Origin of the sequence: Paraburkholderia sp. SG-MS1, assembly GCF_012275575.1 — a bacterium.
Taxonomy (GTDB): Bacteria; Pseudomonadota; Gammaproteobacteria; order Burkholderiales; family Burkholderiaceae; genus Paraburkholderia.
In genome coordinates, this window is the sequence record NZ_NPIH01000124.1 from 52976 (window position 1) to 79054 (window position 26079).

23 protein-coding genes are annotated in these 26079 nt (G+C 64.0%); 13 read left to right on the forward strand and 10 right to left on the reverse strand.

From position 1 onward, the window contains the following. The first annotated feature begins 1 nt into the window (after position 1). The gene (cheB, locus tag CIC12_RS09495; protein ID WP_168663869.1) at positions 2 to 1018 is read left to right on the forward strand and encodes a chemotaxis response regulator protein-glutamate methylesterase; all 1017 of its coding nucleotides are present in this window, start codon (positions 2 to 4) and stop codon (positions 1016 to 1018) included. A gap of 55 nt (positions 1019 to 1073) precedes the next feature. After that, entirely contained in the window at positions 1074 to 2186 is a 1113-nt protein-coding gene (locus tag CIC12_RS09500) for a diguanylate cyclase (RefSeq protein WP_168663870.1), read from the forward strand. A gap of 6 nt (positions 2187 to 2192) precedes the next feature. Here the strand turns inward: CIC12_RS09500 and mdeB are convergent, their stop codons facing one another. Further along, entirely contained in the window at positions 2193 to 4928 is a 2736-nt protein-coding gene (gene mdeB, locus CIC12_RS09505; protein WP_168663871.1) for an alpha-ketoglutarate dehydrogenase, read from the reverse strand. Positions 4929 to 5080: 152 nt separating this feature from the next. Between mdeB and CIC12_RS09510 the strand changes: the two genes are divergently transcribed. Continuing rightward, positions 5081 to 5608, forward strand: a complete 528-nt coding sequence (locus CIC12_RS09510; RefSeq protein ID WP_168663872.1) for an Lrp/AsnC family transcriptional regulator — start codon at positions 5081 to 5083, stop codon at positions 5606 to 5608. Between the two features lie 24 nt (positions 5609 to 5632). Here the strand turns inward: CIC12_RS09510 and CIC12_RS09515 are convergent, their stop codons facing one another. Then, positions 5633 to 6454 carry an SDR family NAD(P)-dependent oxidoreductase gene (locus CIC12_RS09515; RefSeq protein ID WP_168663873.1) on the reverse strand — a complete coding sequence of 274 codons (822 nt, stop codon included), beginning with the start codon at positions 6452 to 6454 and terminating at the stop codon, positions 5633 to 5635. Positions 6455 to 6631: 177 nt separating this feature from the next. On the opposite strand from CIC12_RS09515, the gene CIC12_RS09520 reads away from it, so the two are divergent. Both CIC12_RS09520 and CIC12_RS09525 read left to right on the forward strand, forming a co-directional pair. Then, entirely contained in the window at positions 6632 to 7567 is a 936-nt protein-coding gene (locus CIC12_RS09520) for a GlxA family transcriptional regulator (RefSeq protein WP_168663874.1), read from the forward strand. Between the two features lie 71 nt (positions 7568 to 7638). Beyond that, complete coding sequence (locus CIC12_RS09525; protein WP_168663875.1) at positions 7639 to 8064, forward strand: HIT family protein; 426 nt, start codon at positions 7639 to 7641, stop codon at positions 8062 to 8064. 418 nt (positions 8065 to 8482) lie between these two features. On the opposite strand, the gene CIC12_RS09530 is transcribed toward CIC12_RS09525, so the two are convergent. Beyond that, positions 8483 to 8662 (reverse strand): hypothetical protein, encoded by a 180-nt coding sequence (locus CIC12_RS09530; RefSeq protein ID WP_168663876.1) that lies wholly within the window; start codon positions 8660 to 8662, stop codon positions 8483 to 8485. Positions 8663 to 8819: 157 nt separating this feature from the next. Between CIC12_RS09530 and speG the strand changes: the two genes are divergently transcribed. Together speG and sap1 are read left to right on the forward strand one after the other, a co-directional pair. Continuing rightward, complete coding sequence (gene speG / locus CIC12_RS09535; protein ID WP_168663877.1) at positions 8820 to 9362, forward strand: spermidine N1-acetyltransferase; 543 nt, start codon at positions 8820 to 8822, stop codon at positions 9360 to 9362. 457 nt (positions 9363 to 9819) lie between these two features. Continuing rightward, on the forward strand, positions 9820 to 10158 hold the full coding sequence (sap1, locus tag CIC12_RS09540) for a surface attachment protein Sap1 (RefSeq protein ID WP_168663878.1): 339 nt from the start codon (positions 9820 to 9822) through the stop codon (positions 10156 to 10158). Positions 10159 to 10447: 289 nt separating this feature from the next. On the opposite strand, the gene araH is transcribed toward sap1, so the two are convergent. The 4 genes from araH to CIC12_RS09560 all read right to left on the reverse strand — a co-directional run bounded on the left by araH (position 10448) and on the right by CIC12_RS09560 (position 15841). After that, entirely contained in the window at positions 10448 to 11452 is a 1005-nt protein-coding gene (gene araH, locus CIC12_RS09545; RefSeq protein ID WP_168663879.1) for an L-arabinose ABC transporter permease AraH, read from the reverse strand. Between the two features lie 77 nt (positions 11453 to 11529). Continuing rightward, positions 11530 to 13110, reverse strand: a complete 1581-nt coding sequence (araG, locus tag CIC12_RS09550) for an L-arabinose ABC transporter ATP-binding protein AraG (protein ID WP_238812488.1) — start codon at positions 13108 to 13110, stop codon at positions 11530 to 11532. A gap of 108 nt (positions 13111 to 13218) precedes the next feature. Further along, positions 13219 to 14223 carry an arabinose ABC transporter substrate-binding protein gene (locus CIC12_RS09555; RefSeq protein WP_168663880.1) on the reverse strand — a complete coding sequence of 335 codons (1005 nt, stop codon included), beginning with the start codon at positions 14221 to 14223 and terminating at the stop codon, positions 13219 to 13221. 169 nt (positions 14224 to 14392) lie between these two features. After that, the gene (locus CIC12_RS09560) at positions 14393 to 15841 is read right to left on the reverse strand and encodes an aldehyde dehydrogenase family protein (RefSeq protein WP_168663881.1); all 1449 of its coding nucleotides are present in this window, start codon (positions 15839 to 15841) and stop codon (positions 14393 to 14395) included. A 190-nt stretch (positions 15842 to 16031) separates the two neighbouring features. Here CIC12_RS09560 and CIC12_RS09565 point away from each other — a divergent pair, with 190 nt between their 5' ends. Beyond that, positions 16032 to 17009, forward strand: coding sequence for a LysR family transcriptional regulator (locus CIC12_RS09565; RefSeq protein ID WP_168663882.1), 978 nt, complete (start codon positions 16032 to 16034; stop codon positions 17007 to 17009). Between the two features lie 140 nt (positions 17010 to 17149). Further along, positions 17150 to 17704, forward strand: a complete 555-nt coding sequence (locus tag CIC12_RS09570; RefSeq protein ID WP_168663883.1) for a YaeQ family protein — start codon at positions 17150 to 17152, stop codon at positions 17702 to 17704. Positions 17705 to 17800: 96 nt separating this feature from the next. Here the strand turns inward: CIC12_RS09570 and CIC12_RS09575 are convergent, their stop codons facing one another. Beyond that, positions 17801 to 18226 carry a VOC family protein gene (locus tag CIC12_RS09575; RefSeq protein WP_168663884.1) on the reverse strand — a complete coding sequence of 142 codons (426 nt, stop codon included), beginning with the start codon at positions 18224 to 18226 and terminating at the stop codon, positions 17801 to 17803. Positions 18227 to 18631: 405 nt separating this feature from the next. On the opposite strand from CIC12_RS09575, the gene ada reads away from it, so the two are divergent. The 4 genes from ada (at position 18632) to CIC12_RS09595 (ending at position 23335) form a co-directional block, all read left to right on the forward strand. Beyond that, entirely contained in the window at positions 18632 to 19822 is a 1191-nt protein-coding gene (gene ada / locus CIC12_RS09580) for a bifunctional DNA-binding transcriptional regulator/O6-methylguanine-DNA methyltransferase Ada (RefSeq protein ID WP_168663885.1), read from the forward strand. Further along, complete coding sequence (locus CIC12_RS09585) at positions 19819 to 20736, forward strand: AlkA N-terminal domain-containing protein (RefSeq protein ID WP_168663886.1); 918 nt, start codon at positions 19819 to 19821, stop codon at positions 20734 to 20736. Before ada ends, CIC12_RS09585 begins: the two co-directional genes overlap by 4 nt. A 251-nt stretch (positions 20737 to 20987) precedes the next feature. Further along, positions 20988 to 22607, forward strand: coding sequence for a glutamate--cysteine ligase (gshA, locus tag CIC12_RS09590; RefSeq protein WP_168663887.1), 1620 nt, complete (start codon positions 20988 to 20990; stop codon positions 22605 to 22607). A gap of 221 nt (positions 22608 to 22828) precedes the next feature. Further along, the gene (locus CIC12_RS09595) at positions 22829 to 23335 is read left to right on the forward strand and encodes a hypothetical protein (protein ID WP_174771988.1); all 507 of its coding nucleotides are present in this window, start codon (positions 22829 to 22831) and stop codon (positions 23333 to 23335) included. A gap of 87 nt (positions 23336 to 23422) precedes the next feature. Here CIC12_RS09595 and CIC12_RS09600 read toward each other — a convergent pair whose 3' ends face one another. Beyond that, positions 23423 to 24985, reverse strand: coding sequence for a DHA2 family efflux MFS transporter permease subunit (locus CIC12_RS09600; RefSeq protein ID WP_168663888.1), 1563 nt, complete (start codon positions 24983 to 24985; stop codon positions 23423 to 23425). Between the two features lie 135 nt (positions 24986 to 25120). Then, entirely contained in the window at positions 25121 to 25663 is a 543-nt protein-coding gene (locus tag CIC12_RS09605) for a MarR family winged helix-turn-helix transcriptional regulator (protein WP_168663889.1), read from the reverse strand. Between the last annotated feature and the right edge of the window lie 416 nt (positions 25664 to 26079).

Sequence of the window (26079 nt, forward strand, 5' to 3'; positions counted from 1 at the left end):
GATGAAGATCGGAATCGTCAACGACATGCCGCTCGCCGTCGAGGCGCTGCGGCGCGCCCTCGCCGCCCGTCACGACTACGACGTGCTGTGGGTCGCGCAGGACGGCGAGCAGGCGGTCGATTTCTGCGCCGCTCAGCGGCCCGACATCGTGCTGATGGATCTGGTGATGCCGAACGTCGACGGGATCGAGGCCACGCGCCGCATCATGGCGCGCGCGCCGTGCGCGATCCTGATCGTCACCGTCGACGTGGGCGCGAACGCGTGGCGCGTCTACGAGGCGATGGGCGCGGGCGCGCTCGACGCCGTCGATACGCCGTCGCTGAGCGGTCCCGACGCGCACCGGAGCATCGCCACGCTGATCGCGAAGATCGATCGCATCGGCGCGCTCGTCAAGGAGCGCCACGCGCCCGGCGCGGCGGCCGCGGCGGGAATCGCACGCGCGACGAACCGCGATACGCCGCTGGTGGCGATCGGCGCGTCGGCGGGCGGACCGGCCGCGCTCGCCACGCTGCTCGCCGGGCTGCCGAAGGATTTCAACGCAGCGGTCGTGATCGTGCAGCACGTGGACGCGGCGTTCGCGGCCGGCATGGCGGACTGGCTGAACCAGCAATCGGCGTTGCCGGTGCGGATCGCACGCGAAGGCGACCGGCCGCAGGCGGGCCTCGCGCTGCTCGCTGGCACCGACGATCATCTGCATCTCACACTGCCCGACGTACTCGGCTACACGCGCGTGCCGGAAGAAACGCCGTATCGCCCTTCCGTCGACGTGTTTTTTCACAGCGTGGTGGCGCGCTGGCCGGCGCGCGCGATCGGCGTGCTGCTCACCGGCATGGGCCGCGACGGCGCGATCGGTCTCAAGGCGATGCGCACCAAGGGCTATCACACGATCGCGCAGGACGAAGCGACCAGCGCCGTGTACGGCATGCCGAAAGCGGCCGCCGCGCTTGGCGCGGCTGTCGCGATCCTGCCGCTGCCCCGGATTGCCGCCGCGCTCGCCGCCGCGGCGAGCGCGCGATAGAACGCACCGGCCACCGACGAGCCCGATTCACTGACATTCATTCTGGCTGAACATCATGGACACTCCCAAACCGCAACAGAACGCCGCCGCGCGAGGCCTTGCAGAACGCGACGCGAATGCGCAGGCGCTCGCGGAGGACGCGCCCAACCTCGCCATCGACGACGCGTTGGCGCGCATCCTCGGCAATCCTCCCGCGGCGGAATGCCCGATCATGGTGTTGCTGGTCGACGACCAGGCGATCATCGCCGAGGCGATTCGCCAGGCGCTGGCCGACGAAGCGAGCGTCGACTTCCACTACTGCGCGTCGCCCGAAGACGCGGTGCAGTGCGCGGAGGAAACGCGCGCGACCGTAATCCTTCAGGACCTCGTGATGCCGGGCACCGACGGTCTTACGCTGGTGCGGCAATACCGGCAGAATCCGGCGACCCGCGACATTCCGATCATCGTGCTGTCGACCAAGGAAGAGCCGCTCGTGAAAAGCGCGGCCTTCGCCGCCGGTGCCAACGATTACCTGGTGAAGCTGCCGGACCGCATCGAGCTGATCGCGCGCATCCGCTATCACTCGCGCTCGTATCTGAACCTGCTGCAACGCGACGAGGCTTACCAGGCGCTGCGTCAATCGCAACAGCAGCTGCTCGCGACCAACCTCGAATTGCAGCGGCTTACACATTCGGACGGGCTGACGGGTCTGTCGAACCGCCGCTATCTCGATCAGTATCTGGCCGCCGAATGGCGCCGCGGTACGCGCGACAAGACCGGCCTCGGCTTCCTGATGATCGATGTGGATAACTTCAAGGCTTACAACGACACCTACGGACACGTCGCCGGCGACGAAGTGCTCAAGCGCGTCGCGCAAACCGTCGAGTCGTGTCTCGGGCGCTCACCCGATCTCGCGGCGCGCTTTGGCGGCGAAGAGTTCGCGGTGGTGGTGCCAGGCACATCGGCGGGCGGCTTGCGCCTGCTCGCCGAAAAAATCCGCCTCGCGATCGAGGCGCTGGCGATCGCGCATGCGGGCTCGGCAAGCGGCGTCGTGACGATCAGCATCGGCGCGGCGACGCTCGTGCCGTCGGTCGCCGAGCCGGTGACGACGCTGATCGAAGCCGCCGACGTCGGCCTGTATCGCGCGAAGCGGGATGGGAAAAATCAGGTGGCCATAAGCGGGTGGTAGGCCTTCTCAGCACTGCCACGGCGCCGCGCCAGCCGGCGCATCACCACGATACTTACTGCGCGCAGCATCCAGCACACGGGCCTCGATCGTGCCGTCGTCCGCGAGCGCTTGCAGCGCGGCCAACACGATAGCCTTGCGATCCACTTCGAAGAATTCACGCAACGCCCGGCGCGTGTCGCTGCGGCCGAAGCCGTCGGTGCCAAGCGTCACATAGCGGCGCGGCACATACGCCCGGATCAGCTCGGGCACCGCGCGCACATAGTCCGTCGCGGCGATAACCGGACCTTGCGATGCCGCGAGCGCCTGCGTGACATACGGCGCAGGCGGCGTGTCGCCCAGACGCGCGAGCCGTTCCGCCGCCATGCCATCGCGTTGCAATTCGCTGAAGCTCGTCACGCTCCATACGGCGGCGTCGATCTCCCAGTCGCCTTTCAGGATCTGCTGCGCGGCGATCACCTCACCGAGAATCGCGCCCGCGCCGAGCAACTGCACCTGCGCCCGTGCTGCTCGCTGTGCCTGCTGCGCCTGAGCGGCGGCCAAGGGATAGATGCCCTTCAGAATCCCCGCGCGCGTCGCGGCCGGATCGCCGCCCGGCACCGAAGGCTGCGCATAGTTTTCGTTCATCACCGTGACGTAATAGAACACGTCGCGTTGCGTTTCGACCATCTCGCGCATGCCTTCGTCGACGATCGCGGCAAGCTCGTAGGCGAGCGCCGGATCGTAAGCGCGGCAATTTGGAATCGTCGATGCCGCGAGGTGGCTCGAGCCGTCCTGATGTTGCAGGCCCTCGCCGCCGAGCGTCGTCTTGCCCGACGTCGCGCCGATCAGAAAGCCTCGCGCGCGTTGATCTGCTGCCGCCCAGATCAGGTCGCCGATGCGCTGGAAACCGAACATCGAGTAGTAGATATAGAACGGCAGCATCGGCAGATCGTGCACGCTGTACGACGTCGCCGCGGCGATCCATGACGACACCGCGCCTGCTTCCGAAATGCCTTCCTCGAGAATCTGCCCTTGCGTGTCCTCGCGGTAATACAGCATCGAGCCCAGGTCTTCAGGCTCGTACAATTGCCCGAGCGGCGAATAGATGCCGACCTGGCGGAACATGTTCGCCATGCCGAACGTGCGCGCTTCGTCGGCGACGATCGGCACCACGCGCGGGCCAACCTGCGCGTCTTTCAGCAGCGCGCTCAGCATGCGCACGAGCGCCATCGTCGTGGACATCTCGCGGCCGTTCGAGTCCAGCGCGAATTGCCCCCAGGAGGACACCGGCGGGACGATCAGCCCCGCCGATGCAGCTCGCCGCCTTCTGGGCAGATAGCCTCCAAGAGCCGCCCGGCGAGCATGCAGGTACTGCATTTCCGGGCTGTCTTCCGCTGGTTTGTAAAACTTCAGCTGCTCGACGTCCTCATCGCTGAGCGGCAGGCGAAAACGGTCGCGAAACGCCTTGAGGTCGTCGAAGCCGAGCTTCTTCTGCTGATGCGTGGTCATGCGGCCCTGGCCCGAGGTGCCCATGCCGAAGCCCTTCATCGTCTTCGCGAGGATCACAGTCGGCTGGCCGCGATGCGCCAGCGCTGTCGTGTAGGCCGCATGCAGCTTGCGCACGTCGTGGCCGCCGCGGCGCAGGCGGTCGATGTCGTCGTCGCCCAATTGCGCGGCGAGTGCGGCAAGCTCCGGGTTCTGGCCGAAAAAGCGCTCACGGTTGTACGCGCCGTCGTTCGCCGAAAAGGTCTGGAACTGGCCGTCCACTGTGTGCGCGAACGCGCGCAGCAGCGCGCCGCTGCGATCGCGCGAGAACAGCGCATCCCAGTCCGAGCCCCACACCACCTTGATCACATTCCAGCCAGCGCCGGCGAAATGCGCTTCCAGTTCGTCGATGATGCGGCCGTTGCTGCGCACCGGGCCGTCCAGCCGCTGCAGATTGCAGTTGATCACGAACACGAGGTTGTCGAGCCCCTCGCGTGCGGCAAGCGACAGCGCGCCGGTCGATTCGGGCTCATCCATTTCGCCGTCGCCGAAAAAGCCCCACACTTTGCGGCCTGCCGTTTGAGCGAGGCCGCGGTTGGCGAGGTAGCGCATGAAGCGCGCCTGGTAGATCGCGTTGATCGGGCCAATGCCCATCGAGCCGGTCGGGAACTGCCAGAAGTCCGGCATCAGCCACGGATGTGGATACGAGCACAAGCCCGGCCCGGCGAGTTCGCGGCGGTAGTGCCGCAGGTGCTCCTCGGACAGGAAACCTTCGAGGTAAGCCCGCGCATAGACGCCCGGCGACGAATGCGGCTGGAAGTAGACGAGGTCGCCCGTACCAGGCTTGCCGTCCGGCGCGCAGGCGCGGAAGAAATGGTTGAAGCCGACTTCGAACAGATCCGCCGCCGATGCATAACTGGCGATATGGCCGCCCAGTTCGCCATACGCCTGGTTCGCGCGTATCACCATCGCCAGGGCATTCCAGCGCAGCGCCCCCGCGAGCCGCGCTTCGAGTTCGAGGTTGCCGGGGTAGCGTGGCTGCTGGTCGACCGGGATCGTGTTGCGGTACGGCGTGACGCTGGTACGCGCCGACTCGACGCCCAGCGACAGCGCGTGGCTCGCGAGCCGGTCGAACAGAAACTGCGCGCGCTCGCGGCCGACATGCGCGACGACCGCGTCGAGCGCTTCCAGCCATTCGGCGGTTTCCTGCGGATCGGTGTCGACCCGCTCCACGTTCATCGACTGCAACTGCACGCTACCACTGGACAAATCCGTCATGGCATCACTCCCGCATCGCCGCGTCAGGCTCAAGACCGAGTGAGTCCATGGTAACTACGTGCCCGCAAAATGAGCATCTCATTTGCTTGGGATCGCGTGCTGGGATAGGCTATTTATTCCGGTTTTAAGTCCTCTCACGGAATATTTCATCTATGACCACGTCACCCAGACGGCTCGACCGTATCGACATCGGCATCCTGAGCCAGCTCCAGCAGAACGCGCGGATCACCAATGCGGATCTGGCCCGCTCGGTGAATCTGTCGCCAACGCCCTGCTTCAATCGCGTGCGGGCGCTCGAAAAGCTGGGCCTGTTCAAGCAGCAGGTGACGTTGCTGAACCCGGAGCCCCTCGGGCTGCGCATCAACGTGTTCATTCAGGTGAGTCTGGAAAAACAGGTCGAAGACGCGCTGTTGCGCTTCGAGCAGGCGATTTCGGAGCGGCCCGAGGTGATGGAGTGCTATCTGATGACGGGCGACGCCGACTATCTGCTGCGCGTGGTGATGCCGGATATGCAGACGCTCGAGCGGTTCATCGTCGATCATCTGACGAAGATTCCCGGCATCTCCAATATCCGCTCGAGCTTTGCGCTCAAACAGGTGCGGTACAAGACCGCGCTGCCGTTGCCATCCTCGGGATTGACGCTGGCCGATCCCGACGATGTGGCGACGGACTGGCGGTGAACTGCGCCGCCAGTCGATTCGTCGTCAGGCGGCAGCCTTGGCGCGCGTATAACGCTGCGCCGGCAGCTTGTGCGACAGATTCGGCTGCAGCTGCTGGCGTGCGCTGTTCAACCGCTCCCAATCGGCCGCGTCCGGCAGCGCCGGGATCGTCACCAGTTCGTCCTGGTCGAGACCGGCAAGCGCGGCGTCCACCATGTCCTCGGCGGTCATCACGATCTGCGTGGGCAGATTCTCGATGGCCAGCCCCGCGCGGTCCCAGAAGGCCGTGCTGGTCACACCCGGCAACACCGCCTGCAACTTCACACCCTTGCCGCCCACTTCGTGATGCAGCGATTGCGTCAGGTTCAGCACATAGGCCTTAGTGCCGCTGTACGTGCCGTTCAGGAGCTCCGGCGCCAAAGCCACGATCGACGAAATATTGATCACCACGCCGTTACCCCGCTCGACGAAGCCGGGCACCGCCGCCGCGGTCAGACGCGTGAGCGCGGTCACGTTCAGGTCGATCATCTTTTCGAGTTCGTCGATGTCCGAGTCGATCAACGGGGCCGATGCGCCGACGCCCGCGTTGTTGACCAGCATCGTGATCCTTGGGTCCGTGCGTAGCCGCTCCTCGATGCGGCGCATGTCGGCCTTCACGGTCAGATCCGCGCTGACCGTATCCACGTGGCGTCCGGTTTCCTGCGTCAGATGCTCGGCGAGACCCTTCAGCCGTTGACCGTCGCGTGCGACGAGGATCAGGTCGTAGCCGCGCCGCGCGAGACGATCGGCATATACCGCGCCGATGCCCGACGACGCGCCCGTCACTAATGCCGTCCCTTTGTTGCCTTTGCCTGCTTGCGTTGCCATTTGAAGCGCTCCTTGCGGGCCTGGCGCGTCGCGCCGCTGCCCTATCCGTTGAATGAGACACGCCGTGAACCTACGCCACCGCCCGCTTTCGGCCGGCAAGACGCTGTTGACGAGACAAGTTTAGGCGCGTAGCCTTTTGGCTCAAATGTCGTATTTCCCTCGTTTCAGGACATGGCAATGAAGCACATCGGCGTGGTGGTTTTCCCCGGCTTCCAGATTCTCGATATGGTCGCGGTCGCGATATTCGAGCTGGCGAATCTGGAAGCCGGCCAGCGCGAGTACGAGGTGGAGACCGTTTCCGAGCGCGGCGGGATGGTGCGCAGTTCGTCCGGCGTCGAGGTCGCCACGGGAGCCTTCGGCGATCCCGCCTACGACACCGTGATCGTCACGGGCGCGATGCAGATCGCGCCGTCTTCGCCGGGCATGCTGGCGTTTCTGAATCGTGCGCTCGTCGCGTCGCGGCGCACCGCGAGCATCTGCACCGGCGCCTTCGCGCTGGCCGAAGCCGGCATTCTCGATGGCCGCCACGCGACCACCCACTGGGTCCACGCGCGCACCCTCCAAGAACGCTTTCCCGCGACGAGGGTCGACGACGACCGCATTTTTATCGTCGACGGTTCGGTGTGGACTTCGGCGGGCATGACGGCATGCATCGACCTGTGCCTCGCACTGGTCGAAAACGATCTCGGCGTGGATGTGTCGCGCGCGATCGCGAAAAAACTCGTGGTGTATCACCGGCGCACCGGTGGGCAGTCACAATTCTCGGCCATGCTGGAGCTTGAGCCGAAATCCGACCGCATCCAGAATGCACTCGCGTATGCGAAAAGCCATCTGCACGAGCCGTTGACGGTCGAGCAGCTGGCCGATATCGCGCACCTGAGTCCGCGCCAGTTCAGCCGGGCGTTTCGCGACGAAACCCGGCAGTCGCCGGCCAAGGCCATCGAGTCGTTGCGCGTCGAAGCCGCGCGCGCGATGCTCGAAGCAGGTCGTCATTCGATGGAAGCGGTCGCCGTCGACACCGGTTTTATCGACACCGAGCGCATGCGCCGCGCGTTTCTGCGCGCGTACGGCCAGCCGCCGCAGGCGATCAGGCGTGCCGCGCGTGCGCTGTAACGGATGTAGTGGACAATGTCAGCAGCCCTGCCTTACATCGATCCGAACTTGCAACCAGGAAAGGAAGCGCGATGAACTATGACGACAGCAATCCGTTCGCAAGAATTCTGCGTGGTGAACTGCCCTGCATCAAAGTGGCAGAAAACAATGCCGCACTGGCGTTCATGGACTTGATGCCGCAAGCCGACGGCCATCTGCTGGTCGTGCCGAAAGAGCCGGTGGCCGAGATTTTCGAATTGTCGGATGCGTCGCTGGTGGCGAGCATGCGCATGACGCAGAAGCTCGCGATCGCCGTTCGCGCCGCCTTGCACCCCGACGGCGTGTTTATCGGTCAATTCAACGGCGCCGCCGCGGGACAGACCGTGCGGCACGTGCATTTTCACGTGATCCCGCGCTGGGAAGGCCAGCCGTTGAACCTGCATGCGCGCGACGTCGCCGACGCGGACACACTCGAGGCGCTCGCCAAGCGCATTCGCGCGCATTGGCGCGCCGACTGAGGCGGGGCGCCAGCATGCGTGATCACGCGCCGTAACAAGTGTAATGGCGGCTGAAACAAGCGGCGCGCGTGGTGCGACTAGACTGTTATCTGCCTTGTAGCCTCAAGGCAATGAGTGTGGATCTCTTTTTAAGCCTGCCCGCAACGGCAGGCTTTTTTTCTTTGGCGATGCAGCGCACCTATCGACTGGAAAATACGGCCGGCATAAAGAACCGCACGTGGCGGCCTGTTGACACAGTCGGATAGCGCGGTGGCGGCGCAGGGCGGCGCCGCTTCATCGCTTGGCATGTGCCCACACGCGCTTACATTCGGCCTTTGCATACGCGTTCGCGACAGCCGGCGCACGAATTTAACGGCCCGCCGTTCCGGCATGGCGGGCGCGTTGCGCGCCCAGCCGGGCGCAGAAACGCTGCGGCGCCTCAGAGACGGTCCCGCGTGCGGCGCAGCGGATGCCGCCAGTCGATCCGCCGATGTCTCAGATGCACGGGCCGCATGTCATGCAGATGACGATGTTCCTGCCACAGTTCGTCCGAAAAAAGAAACGCGACGATGAGCAGCGGCACGACGAGGAATACGCCCAATATCAGTTGCTCGATCACGGTAGCCTCCGATCGCAGGAGCATAATTTCATTGTAGAGCACCGCGCGTGCCGCGCCACACCGAAACGGGCGGCGGCGAGCGGGTGGCGACCGCAGCTTCCGCTCTCCCCGGCGCGCGCACTCGGACTCACGCAAATTAACGGTTCAAGGGGAATCAATGACGACCGAACGAAGCAGCGAACTCACGTTGCGCCCACTTGAACGCACCGATCTGCGCTTCGTCCATGAAGTGAACAACAACGCAAAGATCATGCGTTACTGGTTCGAGGAACCGTACGAGACGTTCTCCGAACTGACCCAGCTTTACGATCAGCACGTGCACGATCTACGCGAACGACGCTTCGTCGCGGTGGACAACGTGGGCCAGACGATCGACGTCGTCGAATTGATCGAGCTGGACTACATCCACCGGCGCGGCGAATTCCAGATCATCATCGCGCCGCACGCTCAAGGCCGGGGCTATGCCACCGTCGCAACGCAGCTCGCGATCGACTACGCGTTTTCAGTGCTGAACCTGCGCAAGATCTATCTGATCGTCGACAAGTCGAACACCGCCGCAATTCATATCTACGAAAAATGCGGCTTCCGGCACGAGGCGGAACTGATCGAGGAATTTTTCGGTAATGGCCGGTATCACAATGCGTTGCGCATGTGCATGTTTCAGTCGGAGTTTTTCAACGCTGGCAAGCACGTCGACTAACCGCGCAAACGGCGCCGCAGCTCGCGTGGATTTAGCCTTCGGCCGCGCGGATGGCTTGCCTGGCACTGTTTATTTTCTGCATGCACACCGTTATTTCGCATTTCTGAATGACGCGACCGAACGAGTTTGTGTGCACCGCACAAAGTGCGCTATTTAATTGTATTAAGTCGCTTAATTGACGCTGCGCGTTTACGCGAATATGTGCTGCAAAAGCTTGACTGCTAAACACCTACACCCCGCCTCGTTTTCATTTATCCGTTCCATTGGCAACCGTTTAAACCGCTGCACGGGGTCACAGGCGGGTGTGACAGCAAGTGCGACAATTCGCCACTGTTGCGACCGCACACAAGTTGTGCTTGTCGTTCGGTGACGTTCTTCTAAAGTACAAGTTGCGGGTTCAACGAGAAAGTTAAATACATAGCTAACCTGAGTATTTACCCCGCACCCGGAGGAACCTATGAAAATGCGCATCGCCGTTGTTTTCGCCATTGCGGGTTTGGCTGCTGCGACCGTTCAGGCGCAAGATGTCGTGATCAAGCCGCAGCAAACCATCCAGTTCAAGGCCAACGCCTATGGTTGTCTGTCGAAGGATAAACTCGACGCCGCCGACCAGCATGCACAAGCCGGTGAACAGCAGAAAATGCAGGAATTTTTCTCCGGCTATCAGTGCGTGTCGACACCGCAGGACTCGAAATTCCGGGTCGTACGCGTGGTGGGCCACGATGTCGAATTCGTGAATTCCGGCAATAGCGATACGCAAGGTTTGTGGGCAAACGATCGGTTTATCAGGCAATAAACTGAACATCGAACTGCGCGTCGCCATTCTGGAATAAATGGCGGAATGCGGTTTGTCGCGCATTAAAAAAACTCCGAGCTATTCAAGGCCGGAGGGCGCGAAATTGTAAGTAAAAAAAGCCCGGCATTGACATGCCCGGCTTTTTTTATGCCCATGTGCGTGCGCCGTGCTTTTCAGCAAGCCAGAAAAAGGCCGATGCGGACGATCGATCCGCATCGGCAGTACGCCTTCTCGCAAAGCGCAGGAACAACTCTCGAATCGACGCGACCCTGTCGGCCGCCTGCGTGCGTCAGTGCACGCGCTTGCTGCGGCGGAACTGGTCGAACAGCACCGCCAGCAGCAGAATCCCGCCGCGGATCAGGTATTGGTAAAAAGTCGGCACGTTCAACAGGCTCATCGCATCCTGCACGGAACCCATGATCAGCACGCCGACGAGCACGCCGGAAATCGTCGCGACGCCGCCTGTTAAGGAAACGCCGCCCAACACGCAAGCCGAAATCACGCCGAGTTCGAGCCCGACCGACGTTTTCGGATCGCCGAGACTCATGCGCGACGCCAGCATCACGCCGGCGAAGCCCGTCACGAGGCCTTGCAGCACGAACACGGTGATCTTGATCCGCGTTACCGGCAAGCCGGCCAGCACGGCGGCCTCGCTGTTGCCGCCGACGGCCAGCACATTCTTGCCGAACACGGTCTTCTTCAGCAGGAAGCCGAACAGCACGAAGCCGATGATATTGCTCCAGATCGGAAACGAGATGCCGAGGAACGAGCCGCCGCCGAGATCGAAGAAGCGCTCTTCGGAAATCATCACGGCGTCGCCGTTCGACGTGATGAACGCGAGCCCGCGCACGACCTCCATCATCGCGAGCGTGACGATCAGCGAGTTGATCTTGTAGCGCGCGACCAGCACGCCGTTGACCAGGCCGACTGCGCCGCCCGCGAGCACCCCGACCGCGACGCCAAGCAGCACGCTATGCGTCGCGGTGATCACCGTGGATGCAGCCACGCCCGCAAACGCGACGATCGACGCCACCGACAGATCTACCTCGCCGAGCGCGAGGACGAACATCATCGTGACGGAGATCGAGCCGATCAGTGTGACGGAGAGCAGCAAGCCCTGGATATTGCGCGAGCTGAGAAAGTCCGGCACGGTGAACGACAGCACCGCGAACAGGATGATGAACACCATCACGATGCCGGACTTGTTGATCAGGTCCCAGGTGCGCGCGGCGCGCGCGCTCAGGCCCGCGGAGGCGACGGCGGGGGTCGGGGAGTCGGTGGAGGGTGTCTGCATGATGTCTGTTCCGTTTCAATAAGCGCGATTCAGTGGCTCGTTCGGGTTCGGATTCGAGTCGAATGGGTGGAGGGGCCTCAGCGCGGCAGCGCGAGCTTGATCAGCGCATCGGGCGTGGCCTGCGCCTTCGGCAGGTCACCGACAATGCAGCCCTCCTTCATCACGATCACGCGATCCGCGATGCCGATCACTTCGGCGAGATCGCTCGACACGACGATGACCGTGCGGCCCGCTTCGGCGAGCCCGTACAACAGTCCGTAAATCTCGCTGCGCGCACCGACGTCGATGCCGCGCGTCGGTTCGTCCATCAGGAACACGTCGATCTCTTCGGCGAGCCAGCGCGACAAAATCACTTTCTGCTGATTGCCGCCGGACAGCGTGCCGATCGGCGTCTCGCCGTTGCGCGTCTTGATCGCGAGCTTGCCGATGAATTCTTTGGCGGTCTGCGCTTCCTTGCGACCGTTGAGCACGTGAAAGCGGCTGAAGTGGCGGCGGCAACTGATATTGAGGTTGTCCGACACGGAGGCGATCGACACGATGCCTTCCTGTTTGCGATCTTCCGGGCACAGCGCGATGCCCGCGCGCACCGCGTCGCGCGGCGTGGCGAAGCGCACGCGCTTGCCCTTGAGCGTGATCTCGCCGGCGGCCGGCTTGACCGCGCCGTAGATCAGCTTCATCAGCTCGGACCGGCCCGCGCCGACGAGCCCGAAAAAGCCGACGATTTCGCCTTTGCGCGCCACGAACGAAGCCGGTTCGCGCAACCCGCGTCCCATCAGATCCTGGATCTGCAGTTGCACGTCGCCGAGTTCGCGTGAGCGATAGCCGTACACATCGGCGATCGAGCGGCCCACCATGCCGCTGATCAGGCGATCGCGATCGAGTCCCGCACCGGCTTCGAACGTGTCGATGCGGCGGCCGTCGCGAAACACCGTGACGCGGTCGCATAGTTCGTACACTTCCTCCATCCGGTGCGTGACGTAGATGATGGCGCGGCCTTCGGCCCTCAGTGCGCGGATGATCCGGAACAGCTGCGTCGTTTCGCGCGACGACAGCGAACTGGTCGGCTCGTCGAAGGCGATCACGCGCGCGTCGCGCATCAGTGCCTTGCCGATCTCGATCATCTGGCGCTGGCCGATCGACAGATTCTTTACCTGCTGCGACGGATCGATCTTTTCGCCGAGCCGCTCCAGCTCGCGCACCGCGCGCGCGACCAGCGCCTTTTCGTCCAGTACGCCGAAGCGATTGGGCAGCGCGCCGAGCATCAAATTTTCCGCGACGGTCAGCTCCGGCACCAGGTGCAGTTCCTGATAGATGATCGCGACGCCTGCCGCAATGGCCGCCTTCGTCGTGGTGAACTGCTGCGCGGCACCGCCGAGCGACAGCGTGCCCGCCGCCGGCTGGTTCACGCCGGACAGCACCTTGAGCAGCGTCGATTTGCCGGCGCCGTTTTCGCCCATCAGGCCATGCACTTCGCCGCGCCGCACTTCGAGCGACACCTGATCGAGCGCGAGCACGCCGGGAAAGCGCACGGTGATGCCGTCGAGTTGCAGATACGGCTGCGCGTCGTCGACGAAAGCAGAGGAAGGCGAGGGCGCTTGCGCCGGCAGCGCCGCTGGGTTGCCGGTGGACGCGGCGGACTCGGTGGATAAAGACGTCATTGGAAAACCTCAAGCGGGTGAACAACTCAACTACCGTGCTGACGGCTGCGCGGGCCGGTCTCGCGTGAGTGCGATCCGGCCCGCCGAACGTGCGGACTCGAAGCGGGCTTAGATGCCCAGTTCCTTACGCACGTCCTGCCAGTTGCTGCGCACCATCAGCTTGCCGGTGGTCTGCGTGTCGGCGGGCGGCTGCTTGCCGTCCTTGATCCACTCGATCAGGTTTTCCGTGCTGTCCTTGCCGTGGTTGGTCGAGCTCACGGCGATCGTGCCGTAGAAGCCCGTCGGTTCCTTCTTCTGGAATTCGGCAAACGCTTCGCCCGCGCCGTTGATGCCGACGCCGATCACGTCCGCCGCCGGAATATGCAACTGCTCGGTCGCGCGCACGCCGCCGAGCACGCTTTCCTCGTTGAGCGCGAAGATCACCCACTTCTTGATGTTCGGATGCTGGGCGAGCACCGGCGACGACGCGTTGAAGCCGCCTTCGTCATCGGTCGTTTTCTGTGGGGCGTCGAAGATGTTTTCCTTCTTGAAGCCGCCGGCGAGCAGCGATTGCGTCGCGCCGTCGGTGCGCAGCTTCGCGGTCGGCAGTTCGTAGTTCGTGATGCGCAGCGCGCCGACTTCTTCAGGCTTCCAGCCGCGGCGCTTCATTTCCTCTGAGATCGCCGTGCCGACCTGATTGCCGATCTTGAATGCCGACATGCCGAGGTGCGGCACATTCGCGAGCGGCTTGCCGGTGGAGTCGACCAGTTGATCGTCGACGGTGACGAACTTCATGTTGTAGCGCTTCGCGCGCGCCTGAATCGCCGGTCCGAGGCGCACGTCGGGCGCGCAGATCACGAAGCCCTTCGCGCCTTGTGCGCCCAGGTTGTCGATCGCGGCCAGCACTTTTTCGCCGTCCGGCGTGCCGATGTTGACGACCGAGAAACCGTCCTTCTGGCCGAGCGCGGTCGCGGCCTTCTGTTCGTTGATGAACCACGCCTGTTCCGGCATCTTCACGAGAAAGCCGACTTTGAGCGGCTGATCCGCGTGCGCGGAAAGTTGCATGGCAAACGGAGCGGCGAGGGCTGCGGCGGCCATCGCGGTGAGGGTCAAACGGCGAAGCTTGCTGGTCATGCGTGTCTCCTGAGGTTGAAAAGCTGCATTGATTTCGTTGATGTGCAGCAGGGTCATGCGCGGCGGCGTGAGCCGGGGCGCGAATGAAGCGTGGAATGCGCGGCGCATCGGATTGCGGCTGCGCGATAAACGGCACGGTGGGGAAGGCAATGCGAGGCATTCATCGCAATCAGCCCGCGACGTAGGCCGTTTTCACGGCCGTCCAGAAAGCTGCGTCGGTGGCGCCGTAGGCGGACGCCTTGCGGCCGCCGCCGGGCGCGTGGTGCTCGACGGTCGTGGTCGGCAGATTAATCGTGACGAGGCCGCTCTGGACGTGGCGGCGGAAATGCCGCGCGCGGTCGAGCGAGCGTGTGCAGATGCCGGCGCATAAGCCGTAGGCGGTGTCGTTCGCCAGATGCAGCGCGTGGTCGTAGTCGTGCGCGCACAGCACGACGGCTAGCGGTCCGAAAATTTCCTCGCGCGCAATGCGGTGTTCGGGCTCGCCGATGAAGAGCGCCGGTTCGAAGAAGTAGCCGCGCGTCGCGCGTTCCAATTGCTGGCCGCCGCGCACCAGTTGGGCGCCTTCCTGCTGACCGATGCGCACGTAGTCGAGGTTGCGCTCCAGTTGCGCTGCGTTGGCGAGCGGGCCGATGTCCGTGCCGTGCTTCAACGCGTGATCGACCGAGAGTTTGGCGAGCTTCGTGTTCAATGCGTCGACGAACGGCTCGAACACCGCGCGCTCGACGATCAACCGTGCCGCCGCCGTGCTGCGCTGACCCGTCGAGCTATAGGCGCCGCTCAAGGCGGCATCGACCGCCCCGTCGAGATCCGCATCGGCCAGCACCACGAACGGATTCTTGCCGCCCATCTCCAGTTGCACACGCACCTGGCGGGCAGCCGCGGCCTGCAGCACGCGCGTGCCGGTGTCCGTCGAGCCGCTGAAGCTGATTGCCGCGACCAGCGGATGCGCGACGATCCGCGCGCCGACCTGGCGGCCGCTGCCCATCACCAGATTGAACACGCCCGCCGGCAGGCCCGCGCGGCTGATGATCGAAGCCAGCGCCGCCGCGCAAGCCGGCGCCGATTCCGCCGGCTTGAAGACGACGCAGTTGCCGTGTGCGAGCGCGGCGCCGATCTTCGCTGCGGCGATCGCCAAGGGCGCGCTCCACGGTGTGATGACGCCGACCACGCCGAGCGGTTCGCGCGTCACGTCGATTTCGACGCCCGCGCGCGCCGATGCCAGTGGCTCCGCAAACGCACGCAGCGCTTCGGCGGCGAACAGCTTGAAAATCTGGCCCGCGCGCGTGGCTTCGGTTTGCGCCTCGGGCAAGGTCTTGCCGATTTCGCGCGCGAGCAGCCGGGCGAGTTCGTCGCGGCGGGCCAGCATCTCGGTGCCGATCGCGTCGAGCGCGTCAGCGCGGCGCTGCGCCGACGCCAGCGACCAGTCGCGAAACGCCGCGTGCGCGGCTTCGATCGCCGTGTCGGTCTGCCGCACGTCCGCGCGGACATATTCGCCGACCGGCTCGTCGAGGTCCGACGGGTTGAACGACACGCCCGCGGTCGCGCCCGTCTCCCATCCGCCATTGATGTAATGGCGAAACGGACTGACAACGAGCGGGACGAGCGAATCGCGGTTCATCGAGGGAAGGGCGCCACTTGGGAAGCTTGGAAAGTCCACGAATGGTATGAGCCGTGCCAATAACTTTCCAATCCCTTTTTAAGCCATCCCGATATCAGTTTCGGTATGGCATTATGGACACAGCGCCGGATGAAGCGTGTGTCACGAGGGCTTCATGCCGCTGAGCCAAAAACAAGATTGGAGACAAACGATGACGCGAAGTTATTCGAACTGGTTCGTCCGCGCGCGGCTCAAGACGCGGCAGTTGCTACTGCTCGCGGCGATGGAGGAGGAGGGCAACGTGCGCCGGGCCGCCGACGTGCTTGGCATGACGCAGCCGGCCGCCTCGCGCCTGCTCAAGGAGCTCGAGGACATGCTGGAAGTCAGCCTGTTCGATCGCACGCCACACGGCATGCACGCGACCTTGTACGGCGAGGTGATGATCCGCCACGCGCGCATGGTGCTGTCGAATCTGAGCCACGCCCACGACGAAATCTCGGCGCTGCGCTCCGGCCTCGCGGGGCAGGTGCGCATCGGCGTGATTGCGGCTGCCGCCGCGACGATGGTGCCGCGCGCGATTGCCAGCGTGAAGGAGCGCTATCCGCAGTTGCAAATCTGGGCGGAGGTGGAAACCTCGGACGTGATGCTGCCGCGGCTCGCCGAAGGCGAACTCGACATCATGATCGGCCGCGTGCTGGAGCGGCAGAACCAGTTCAAGGCCGAAGTCCGCTATGAGCCGCTCGCCGACGAACCGCTCTGCGTGGTGGCCCGGCCCGGCCATCCTCTCGAAAATGAGACGGGTTTGACGCTGCGGGGAATCGTCAACGCGAGCTGGGTCTTGCACCCGCCTGGCAGCGTGCTGCGTCATCGCTTCGATCTGATATTTTCGCAAATCGGACTGAATCCGCCCCAAAACGTGGTCAATACCAACAATTTCCTCGCGATTTCGAGCCTGCTGCTCCAGAGCGACATGTTGGCCGTTCTCCCCGACGAAGTGGCGCGTCAATACCAACAGTACGGTGTGCTCAAGCGTATGCCGATCGATTTACCGTGCAGGATGGATACATTCGGTATCATCACGCGCCAGTCGCATTTGCTGTCGCCGGCCGCAGCCGTCGTGCTGGAAGCCTTGCGGGAAGCCGCCGCCGGGGTCTACGGTACGGCTTTCGAGCCGGCCGTGGCGCGGTAAATGCTTCTCCCATTGGCATGGCCGCCGGCTGACGGCGCGGGAGAAATGCGATGTACAACAAACACGGAAAACGGCAACGCGCCGTCGACGATTCTTTTTCTGTTCGCTCCGGCGGAGAGAGCGCCTGGTTTAGCAACGGCATGGCACTTAAATCGACGATTTACAAGGCGGAACTGCAGATCGCCAACATGGACCGGCACTATTACGCCGACCATTCGCTGACGATCGCCCGCCACCCCTCGGAAACCGACGAGCGGATGATGGTCCGCGTGGCGGCGTTCGCGCTCTTCGCGCAGGAACGCCTCGAATTCTGCAAAGGTTTGTCTGATGTCGACGAACCGGATCTGTGGCAAAAGGATCTGACCGGCGCGATCGAAACGTGGATCGAAGTCGGTCAGCCGGACGAACGGCGTATCGCCAAAGCGAGCGGCCGCTCGAACGAAGTGATCGTGATCGCGTACGGCGGCCGCGCGTCGGACATCTGGTGGCAGGGCGTGCGCAACAAGGTGGAGCGCATGCGCAACGTGACGGTGTGGACCCTCGGCGAAGATGTCGCAGCGGCGCTCGGCACGCTGGCGGAACGCACGATGCGCCTGCAATGCACGGTGCAGGACGGCGAAGCATGGCTTGGCAGTGCCGAAGCCGATGCGGTGAAGATCGAGTGGACGGTGTTGAAGGCGCCGGCCACTGCGTAAGGGCTGACTGCTCCCGAGTCGCGCTGCCGCCTGATTCGCAGCTTGACTCGCTTTGACGCCGAAGCGGTGTGTTCAGTCCCGCCATCAGCCCGACGCCTAAAGCGACGTCGCCCGCGCCGCTTGCGGCGGCCCCTTGAGTTCGACCATGTTGCCCTCCGGATCGAACAGATACAACGATTGGCCAAAGCCGTCTGCGCCATAGCGCAGCGCCTGTTCGCCCAGCCGCGCGCCATGCCCGGTCAGATGCGTCTTGAGCGCGTCGGCGTCGAATGGTTCGACGCGCAAACATATGTGGTCCATATTCCGTCCCGCGCCTGGCGTGCCGTTTTCGGCGTGGTCGAGCTTGCCGCCGACCTGTAACAGGTCGATCAGCGAGCGCCCTGCGCGCAATTGCGTCAGACCCAGTTCCCGCTGTTCCTTCTCCAGACTGCAGCCGAGCACGTCGCAATAAAAGCGCGTCATGGTTTCGACGTCCGTCGCCCGGATGACGACGTGATCGATCTCGCGAATGTGGATTTTCATATCGGACGCCTCTGGCAAGTTGGCAGAACGGATGATTAGCCAGTGTAGGAGAAAGGGCGGTGCCGTGAGGCGGGCCATGAATCCAGCCGTGAGGCCGGATCGAGAAGCACGCGGAGAACGTATAGACGAAAAAAAGCCCGCTCTATGTGGAGCGGGCTGAATCCATATCAGGAGGAGACATGGAGGAGACAGGTACTAATATACACACGGGGTTGATGCGACGCAATAACTTTTTAAGGGAAAACCCGATATCGGGCCAAATTGTCGCACTTTGTGGCAAAACGACCGTCTGGCGGCCGTTCCAGCCTGCGAACAAGCGCAATGACAGAGCAAGAACCGGGGCGTAGGGTGTCGGCATACGGCCTACATTGGTGAGCATCGACCACGTCTGCCCCCGGGACCATCATGAACCGCACGACCGATCCTGCCGCCCCCAGCCCCGCCTCGGCCACCACGAGCTGGGCCTCCGACGACGAGCGCTGGGCCGCCGTCACGCGCCGCGAGCCTCGTGCCGACGGCGCATTCTTCTACGCGGTCAAGACGACCGGCGTATTCTGCCGTCCGTCCTGCGCTTCGCGCCAGCCGCGCCGTGAAAACGTCGCCTTCTTCACCGATGCCGCCGCCGCCCGCGCCGCGGGCTTTCGCGATTGCAAGCGATGCCGGCCCGGCGGCCTGCCGCGCGAACTGGAGATCATCCATCGCGCGTGCGCCGCGCTGGACGCTGACCCGCAGCAGCGCCTCACGCTCGCTCAACTGAGCGATGCCGTGCACGTCAGCCCGTTTCACCTTCAGCGACTGTTCAAGCGCGTGGTGGGCGTATCGCCGCGGCAGTATCAGGCTGCGCAGCGCGGCGCCGCGTTGCGCGACGCGCTGCAAAGCGGCGCGGATGTCACGCGCGCCACGCTAGACGCCGGCTTCGGCTCGCCCTCGAGGATGTACGACAGCGCGGCGGCCGAACTGGGCATGGCGCCGTCCGCGTATCGCAGGAAGGGTGCGGGGCTGACCGTGCGCTACGCCTGCGCGCCGACCTCGCTCGGCTTCGTGCTGGTCGCGGCGACGGACAAGGGCATCTGCAAAATCGGTTTCGGCGACGACCACACCTCGCTGGTCGACGAACTGCGCGGCGAATTCGCCAACGCCGAGCTGTTGGAAGACGCCCAACAGCTCGCCCCGTTCATCGCGCAGATCGACGCCTATCTGCGCGGCACGCGTCAGGACTTCGATCTGCCGCTGGACATTGCCGCGACCGCATTCCGGCAACGTGTGTGGGATGCGCTGCGGCGCATCCCCTACGGCGAAACGCGCAGCTATTCGCAGATCGCCGAAGCGGTCGGCTCGCCACGCGCGGTGCGCGCGGTGGCGAGCGCCTGCGCGACGAACCCGGTGGCGCTCGCCATTCCTTGCCACCGCGTGGTGCAAAAGGGCGGGGCGCTGGCCGGGTATCGCTGGGGCCTGGCGCGCAAGGGCGCGTTGCTCGACAACGAGGCGCAGCATGCCGGCCGCGTTTCGCTCGACCAGCCTGGCCGCAAAAAGCCTGCCGCCGCTGACGCCGAGTCCCTCAGCACCACCCCCACCAAACTGGATCACGCCGCGTGAGTACGCTCGACGAAGTCACCACCCTCGAATTGCCGTTCAAACCACCATTCGACTGGCCGCGCCTGCTGCGCTTTTTCGGCGGGCGCGCGACGCCCGGCGTCGAAGCCGTCGAAGACGGCACGTATCGCCGCGCGATCGATTGGGCCGGCGACAGCGGCACACTGAGCGTGCGCCTGCATCCTCGCAAACGCTGTGTTGTCGCGAGCATCGAAGGGCCGGCGAGCCGTCACGCCGACGCGCTCGCCGCGCCGATCGCGAAGATGTTCGATCTGCACGCCGATCCGAAAAAGATCGGCGCCGAACTCGCCGCGGACCCGTGGCTCGCACCGCTCGTCGAAGCAGCGCCCGGCCTGCGTGTGCCGGGTGCGTGGTCGGGCTTCGAGCTCGTGGTGCGCGCGATCGTCGGCCAGCAGGTCAGCGTGAAAGCGGCGACCACGATCATCGGACGGCTCGTGCAGCGCGCCGGTGAGCGCATCGACGGCCACCCGCATGAGAACACCGCATGGCGCTTTCCTACGCCCGCCGCGCTGGCCGCTGTCGATCTCGCGCAGATCGGCATGCCAGGCAAACGCGTCGCGGCGTTGCAGGGCTTCGCGCGTGCGGTCGCCACCGGCGACGTGCCGCTCGACAGCAACGTCATCGACGCGACCAGCCTGCGCGCCGCGTTGCTCGCGCTGCCCGGCATCGGCCCGTGGACCGTCGAATACGTCGCGATGCGGGCATGGCGCGACGCCGACGCGTGGCCCGCATGGGACCTCGTGCTGATGCAGTCGATTTGCGCGCGCGATCCTTTGCTCGTGCGGCCGACGCAGCAACGCACCCGTACCGACGCGTGGCGTCCCTGGCGCGCGTATGCGGCCATGCATCTGTGGAACGAGGTGGCGGACCGCGCGGGGGCCGCGCGCGGCGGCTGAAGTTGCACGGGTGCGTGGGTCGAATGAAAGTGTGCGACGGGCAACGCGGAGAACCGCCCGGCAGGCGGATTCGTGCTGAAAATGGGCGGGACTGGCGGCCCTGAAGGGCTGGCGGAGCGGGCTCAAGCAGGCGTCGTAGCGAGATGTTAAAGTGCCCGCTACTGAAAATTCCGCCGAACGTTGTCGACCGCGCAGTGCTGCCGCGAGCAGTCGAGCGGCACATGGCGGCCGACAACGCCCGACTCGCATCAATGCCAAACACGACGACACCTCCCCGCACGACCGATGCGTTCCTGCACCGCTTGTCCGTGCTGACCTCGGGCCCGCAGCGCGACGCGCTGGCGCGCGGTCTGCGCGGCATCGAAAAGGAAAGCCTGCGCGTCACGCAGGACGGCAAGCTCGCCTTGAGCCCGCATCCGCGCGCGCTCGGTTCGGCGCTCACGCATCCCTCGCTGACCACCGACTATTCCGAAGCACTGCTCGAACTGATCACGCCGGCCGAACACGACGTCTCGGTGACGCTCGACAAGCTCGACACGCTGCATCGTTTTGTCTACGCGGAACTCGGCGACGAGATCCTGTGGAACAACTCGATGCCCAGCCTGCTGCCCGACACCGACGAAGCCATTCCGATCGCGCATTACGGCACGTCGAACATCGGCAAGCTGAAGTACGTGTACCGCATTGGCCTCGCGCTGCGCTACGGCCGCACGATGCAGTGCATTGCGGGCATCCACTACAACTATTCGCTGAACGAAGAAGTGTGGCGGCTCCTGCATGCCGACCATCAATCCACCGCGACCGCCGTCGATTTCCAGTCCGAACGGTATCTCGCGCTGATTCGCAATTTCCGTCGCACCAACTGGCTGCTGATGTATCTGTTCGGCGCGTCGCCGGCACTGGATCGCCGATTTCTCCGCGATCGCAAACACTCGCTGGAAACGTTCGACGCCGACACGCTGTACCGGCCGTACGCCACGAGCTTGCGCATGAGCGACCTCGGCTATTCGAACACCACCGCGCAAGCGGCCCTGCATGCCGACTACGACACGCTGCCGGGCTATCTCGACGCGCTCGCCAAAGCCGTGAGCCAGCCTTACCCGGCCTACGAGGCAATCGGCACGCAGCGCGACGGCGAGTGGGTGCAAATCAACACCAACGTCCTGCAGATCGAAAACGAGTTTTACTCGACGATTCGTCCGAAGCGCGTCACGCATCCGGGCGAGCGTCCATTGCATGCGCTGGCCGCGCGCGGCGTGCAATACGTCGAAGTGCGCTGCATGGATATCGATCCGTTCGAGCCAAGCGGAATTTCGCTGGAGACGTCGCGCTTTCTCGACGCTTACCTGCTCGTCTGCGCGCTCGACGACAGCGCGCCATTGCCGCCGGACGCCTACTGCGAAGCCAATCGGAACTTCGGCCGCGTGACGATGGAAGGGCGCAAGCCTGGCCTTGAACTGACGCGCGACGGCAGTCCCGTTGCGATGATGGAGTGGGCCAACGAACTGATGAGCAAGATCGACGCTGCAGCCGCCGCGCTCGACGCGCTGCAGGGCGGCGACGAGCACGCGCGCGCCGTGGCGGTTCAACGCGCGAAGCTCGCGGACGTGACGCTGACGCCGTCGGCGCGCGTGCTGCAAATCATGCGCGACAAGCAGCAGAGCTTTCTCGCGTTCGGCCTCGAACAAAGCAAAGCGCACGCAGAGTATTTCCGTTCGCGTCCGCTCGACGCCGCGCAAACGCAGGCATTCACTGAACTCGCTGCGCAGTCGCTGGCCGAGCAGAGCAAACTCGAACGTGAAGAAGTCGGTTCGTTCGACGCATTCGTCGCCGCTTATCGCGCGTACACGTTGAACCGCTTCAGCGTCTGAACGACGCGGCGCCTGGCGACCTGACGGAAAGCGGCCCACGTGGCCGCTTTTTTTCGCCCTCTACTATCGGCAGGTAACGACTACGTGACGGACGGCCAGGGGTCGAACGGGATCGGCAAATTCTCCACCCCTTTGACGATTCCCTGACGCAGATGAAACACCACACCAGCACCGTGGTCCAACCTGGTATGACACGCTCCGAGGCAGGAGGTATCGACGTGATGAACAAAGGTCTGTTGGCCGCGCTGTGCCTGGCAACAGCAGCGGGATGTTCGACGCAAGGGCAGGTCGATCCGGACGTCATGCAGATCGCGACCAAGCCGTTGACGTGTTCAAACAAAGCGGAATGCGACCTATGGTGGCAACGGGCGCAGTCGTGGGTGTCGAGCCATTCGACCTACAAAATCGAATCCGCAACCGACTCGCTGATTCAGACTGCCGGACCAGACGGCGGCAAGCGTGCGCTGGCGTATCAGATCACGCGCGCGGCGAACCCCGACGGCACGGCGACCATTGGCTTTGCCGCGCACTGCGACGGCTCGTTGGGTTGCAAGCCGAACCCGTGGGAAGCCGGCGCCGACTTCAAGCAATACGTGCGCGGCGGGGCTACCGGCGCACCGCATGGCGACGTGAAACCGTCTCCGCCTGCGGCGCCCACGGCCATGCATCCGGATTCCACGCAAGGTCAATCGGTTCCATCGAGCAGTGGCGAAGCCGTGACGCAGTAGTGATGCCGAGATGAATACCAACGCGGGCAACGAGGCGAAGATCTCGCCTGGTTGCCCGCGTCAGTGTGCGAAGCATGGCGATAAAGCTCAATGCCCCATCGAAGGACCTGCGCCTTTGCGCGGCTTGGTGATCCACACCAGTACCGCAAGCACGAGAAACGCCGCGCAGGAAATGCGGAAGAAATCGTTGGTGGCCATCATGTACGCCTGGGCGGTCACCACCTGGTTCAATTGCGCGGTAACGCCATCGCCGGAAAGTCCGATCCCGGCCAGCGCATTGGCGTAAGCGTTAGTATTCGCCGAATACACGTTCACCGAATCGGTCAGCATTGCGTGATGGGTGATCGTGTCGTTTTCCCAGAACGTCGTGCTGATTGCGGTGCCGATCGCCCCCGACAAGGTCCGGAAGAAGTTCGATAAACCCGACGCGCTGGCGAGCCGCTCGTCCGGTACGCTCGACAGCGTGATGGTCGTCATGGGCACGAAGAAGCAGGCCACGCCGATACCTTGCACGAGACGCGGCCAGATGACGTGATTGAACGGGACGTCGAGCGTAAACGTCGAGTTCCAGAATGAGACGAACGCGAACACGATGAACGCAAAGCTCGCCACCATGCGCAGGTTCAGCCGGTGCATGTTCTTGCCGATCAGCGGCGATAGGAACAGCGCGAGCAGCCCGACCGGTGCGGTCGCGAGTCCCGCCAGGCCGGCGGTGTAGCCCATGACCGTTTGCAGCCATAGCGGGAAGATGACCACCGACCCGAAGAAGGCCATGAAGCCGAACGAAATGATCAGCACGCCGAGCGCGAAGTTACGGTCCTTGAACAGCGAGAGATCGACGACAGGTTCTTTCTCCGTCATTTCCCACACCAGCAGGAACGCGATCGACACCACCGCGATCACCGCCAGCGCGACGATGAATGTCGAGTTGAACCAGTCACGATCCTTGCCGAGGTCGAGCATCATCTGCAGACACGACACACCGATCACGAGCAACGCGAGGCCGACTGCATCGATGCGTTGACGCGTCGTCTTCGTCTCGCGTCCGCGCAGCAGCAGATAGGCGCTCACCGCCGAGAACAGCCCGATCGGCACGTTGATGTAGAAGATCCACGGCCACGTGAAGTTGTCGGTGATGTAGCCGCCCATCACGGGTCCGAAAATCGGCGCGCAAATCACGGTCATCGCCCAGAGGCCGAGCGCAAGCCCGCGCTTTTCCGGGGGATAGGAACGCATCAGGATGGTTTGCGAAAGCGGAACCATCGGCCCGGAGACCAGCCCTTGCACGAGCCGGAACGCGATCAGCGATTCGAAGTTGTGCGCGAAACCGCACAGCGCCGATGCGATCGTAAAAAGCAGCACGGACAGCGTGAAGAGCCGCACTTCGCCGACGCGTCGCGCGAGCCAGCCCGTCAGCGGCACGGCGATCGCCGACGCCACCGAATACGACGAGATGACCCACGTGCCCTGGCTGGTCGCCACGCCGAGGCTGCCGGAAATGGTCGGCACCGCGACGTTCGCAATCGAGGTGTCGAGCACCTCCATGAAGGTACCGAGCGCGAGGCCGACGGTCAGCAAGGCGAGCGCCCCGCCCTTGAGCGGGGCGGGTTCGGCGGCGGGCCGGGCAGCGGCGGGAGCCGTGGCGTCCATCAATCTTCTCCTCAGCCGGGAAAGCTTGTCAGGGCAGCTTTATTGCGCCTTTGGAACAGCACACTTACATGCCGAAACATCCTCTGCCCAGACAGATAACTAAAAACCATGGCGCTTTTAAAAGTGCCAGTTGGATTACTGGCCGCCGCACTCCGGCGACCCCTCTGCGGGTGATTCTCCCTGCGACTGCGATTGCGGCTCCAATCCGCAGCCCGCGCCAATTCCGTCGCCAGGACCGTTCGCAATGAAACGGGCCAGCAGATCGATCAACGTCGCGTGCTCGTCGGCGGAGAAGCCGCGCAGTTGCTCGTTCAGCACCGCCGCGCCGAGACTTGGCAGCTGGCGCGCCGCGTCGTGACCCTGCGGCGTCAGTTCCAGTTTCACCATCCGGCGATCGGCGTCACTGCGTGTGCGGACCACAAAGCCTTTCTTTTCAAGGCGATCGAGCAGACGCGTCATCGAGCCGCTGTCGTACGACATAGCGCGCGACAGCTCAAATGGCGTGCTCGCGCGCCGTGACGACAACATCAGGATCACGCCGATCTGCTGCGCGGTCAGGCCGAGCGGTTTGACCGCACGGTCCGTCCGCTCCACCAGCACGTTCCGCGCTTTCGTCAGGTAGTAGCCGAGACTCGTCGTCAGTTGAATCTCGTTCGCTTTGTAGGGGCCGTCGATCATGGGCGTTTCCAGCACACGGAAGCTGCAACGAAGTTTAGCTGCCTAAGCAGGCAAGTCAAATCACATGACGCGTTTCACGGACAACAGAAAAACAACGCGAAAAAGGCGCGCGGCATAAAGTATCTTGAAATTTAATTGCATAGTCAATATTATTACGGGCAATGAGTTTCTCGCCTCCGAGCCCATGTTCTGACCGATTGTCTGCACGCAGCGAGCACGCCGTGCAAAAAGGATTCCCCCATGCTGTACCTCAAAAACACCCTTGGCGGCTTGAGCCGCTCCCTGACCGATTCAGCGTTGCACAGCTTCAAGGGGCCGCACCGCTGGTGGAAACTGGCGCTGTTCGCCGGGCTATTCGTGTTGCCTGGCGGGTCGGTGGGCGTGGCGGTGCTGGCGTGGGTCGAGCATCGGCGGGG

Bases quoted from the DNA above. Each gene is read 5' to 3' on its own strand.
- cheB (WP_168663869.1), top strand. From the start codon at position 2: ATGAAGATCGGAATCGTCAACGACATGCCGCTCGCCGTCGAGGCGCTG.
- CIC12_RS09500 (WP_168663870.1), top strand. From the start codon at position 1,074: ATGGACACTCCCAAACCGCAACAGAACGCCGCCGCGCGAGGCCTTGCA.
- mdeB (WP_168663871.1), bottom strand. From the start codon at position 4,928: ATGACGGATTTGTCCAGTGGTAGCGTGCAGTTGCAGTCGATGAACGTG.
- CIC12_RS09510 (WP_168663872.1), top strand. From the start codon at position 5,081: ATGACCACGTCACCCAGACGGCTCGACCGTATCGACATCGGCATCCTG.
- CIC12_RS09515 (WP_168663873.1), bottom strand. From the start codon at position 6,454: ATGGCAACGCAAGCAGGCAAAGGCAACAAAGGGACGGCATTAGTGACG.
- CIC12_RS09520 (WP_168663874.1), top strand. From the start codon at position 6,632: ATGAAGCACATCGGCGTGGTGGTTTTCCCCGGCTTCCAGATTCTCGAT.
- CIC12_RS09525 (WP_168663875.1), top strand. From the start codon at position 7,639: ATGAACTATGACGACAGCAATCCGTTCGCAAGAATTCTGCGTGGTGAA.
- speG (WP_168663877.1), top strand. From the start codon at position 8,820: ATGACGACCGAACGAAGCAGCGAACTCACGTTGCGCCCACTTGAACGC.
- sap1 (WP_168663878.1), top strand. From the start codon at position 9,820: ATGAAAATGCGCATCGCCGTTGTTTTCGCCATTGCGGGTTTGGCTGCT.
- araH (WP_168663879.1), bottom strand. From the start codon at position 11,452: ATGCAGACACCCTCCACCGACTCCCCGACCCCCGCCGTCGCCTCCGCG.
- araG (WP_238812488.1), bottom strand. From the start codon at position 13,110: ATGACGTCTTTATCCACCGAGTCCGCCGCGTCCACCGGCAACCCAGCG.
- CIC12_RS09555 (WP_168663880.1), bottom strand. From the start codon at position 14,223: ATGACCAGCAAGCTTCGCCGTTTGACCCTCACCGCGATGGCCGCCGCA.
- CIC12_RS09560 (WP_168663881.1), bottom strand. From the start codon at position 15,841: ATGAACCGCGATTCGCTCGTCCCGCTCGTTGTCAGTCCGTTTCGCCAT.
- CIC12_RS09565 (WP_168663882.1), top strand. From the start codon at position 16,032: ATGACGCGAAGTTATTCGAACTGGTTCGTCCGCGCGCGGCTCAAGACG.
- CIC12_RS09570 (WP_168663883.1), top strand. From the start codon at position 17,150: ATGGCACTTAAATCGACGATTTACAAGGCGGAACTGCAGATCGCCAAC.
- CIC12_RS09575 (WP_168663884.1), bottom strand. From the start codon at position 18,226: ATGAAAATCCACATTCGCGAGATCGATCACGTCGTCATCCGGGCGACG.
- ada (WP_168663885.1), top strand. From the start codon at position 18,632: ATGAACCGCACGACCGATCCTGCCGCCCCCAGCCCCGCCTCGGCCACC.
- gshA (WP_168663887.1), top strand. From the start codon at position 20,988: ATGCCAAACACGACGACACCTCCCCGCACGACCGATGCGTTCCTGCAC.
- CIC12_RS09595 (WP_174771988.1), top strand. From the start codon at position 22,829: ATGAACAAAGGTCTGTTGGCCGCGCTGTGCCTGGCAACAGCAGCGGGA.
- CIC12_RS09600 (WP_168663888.1), bottom strand. From the start codon at position 24,985: ATGGACGCCACGGCTCCCGCCGCTGCCCGGCCCGCCGCCGAACCCGCC.
- CIC12_RS09605 (WP_168663889.1), bottom strand. From the start codon at position 25,663: ATGATCGACGGCCCCTACAAAGCGAACGAGATTCAACTGACGACGAGT.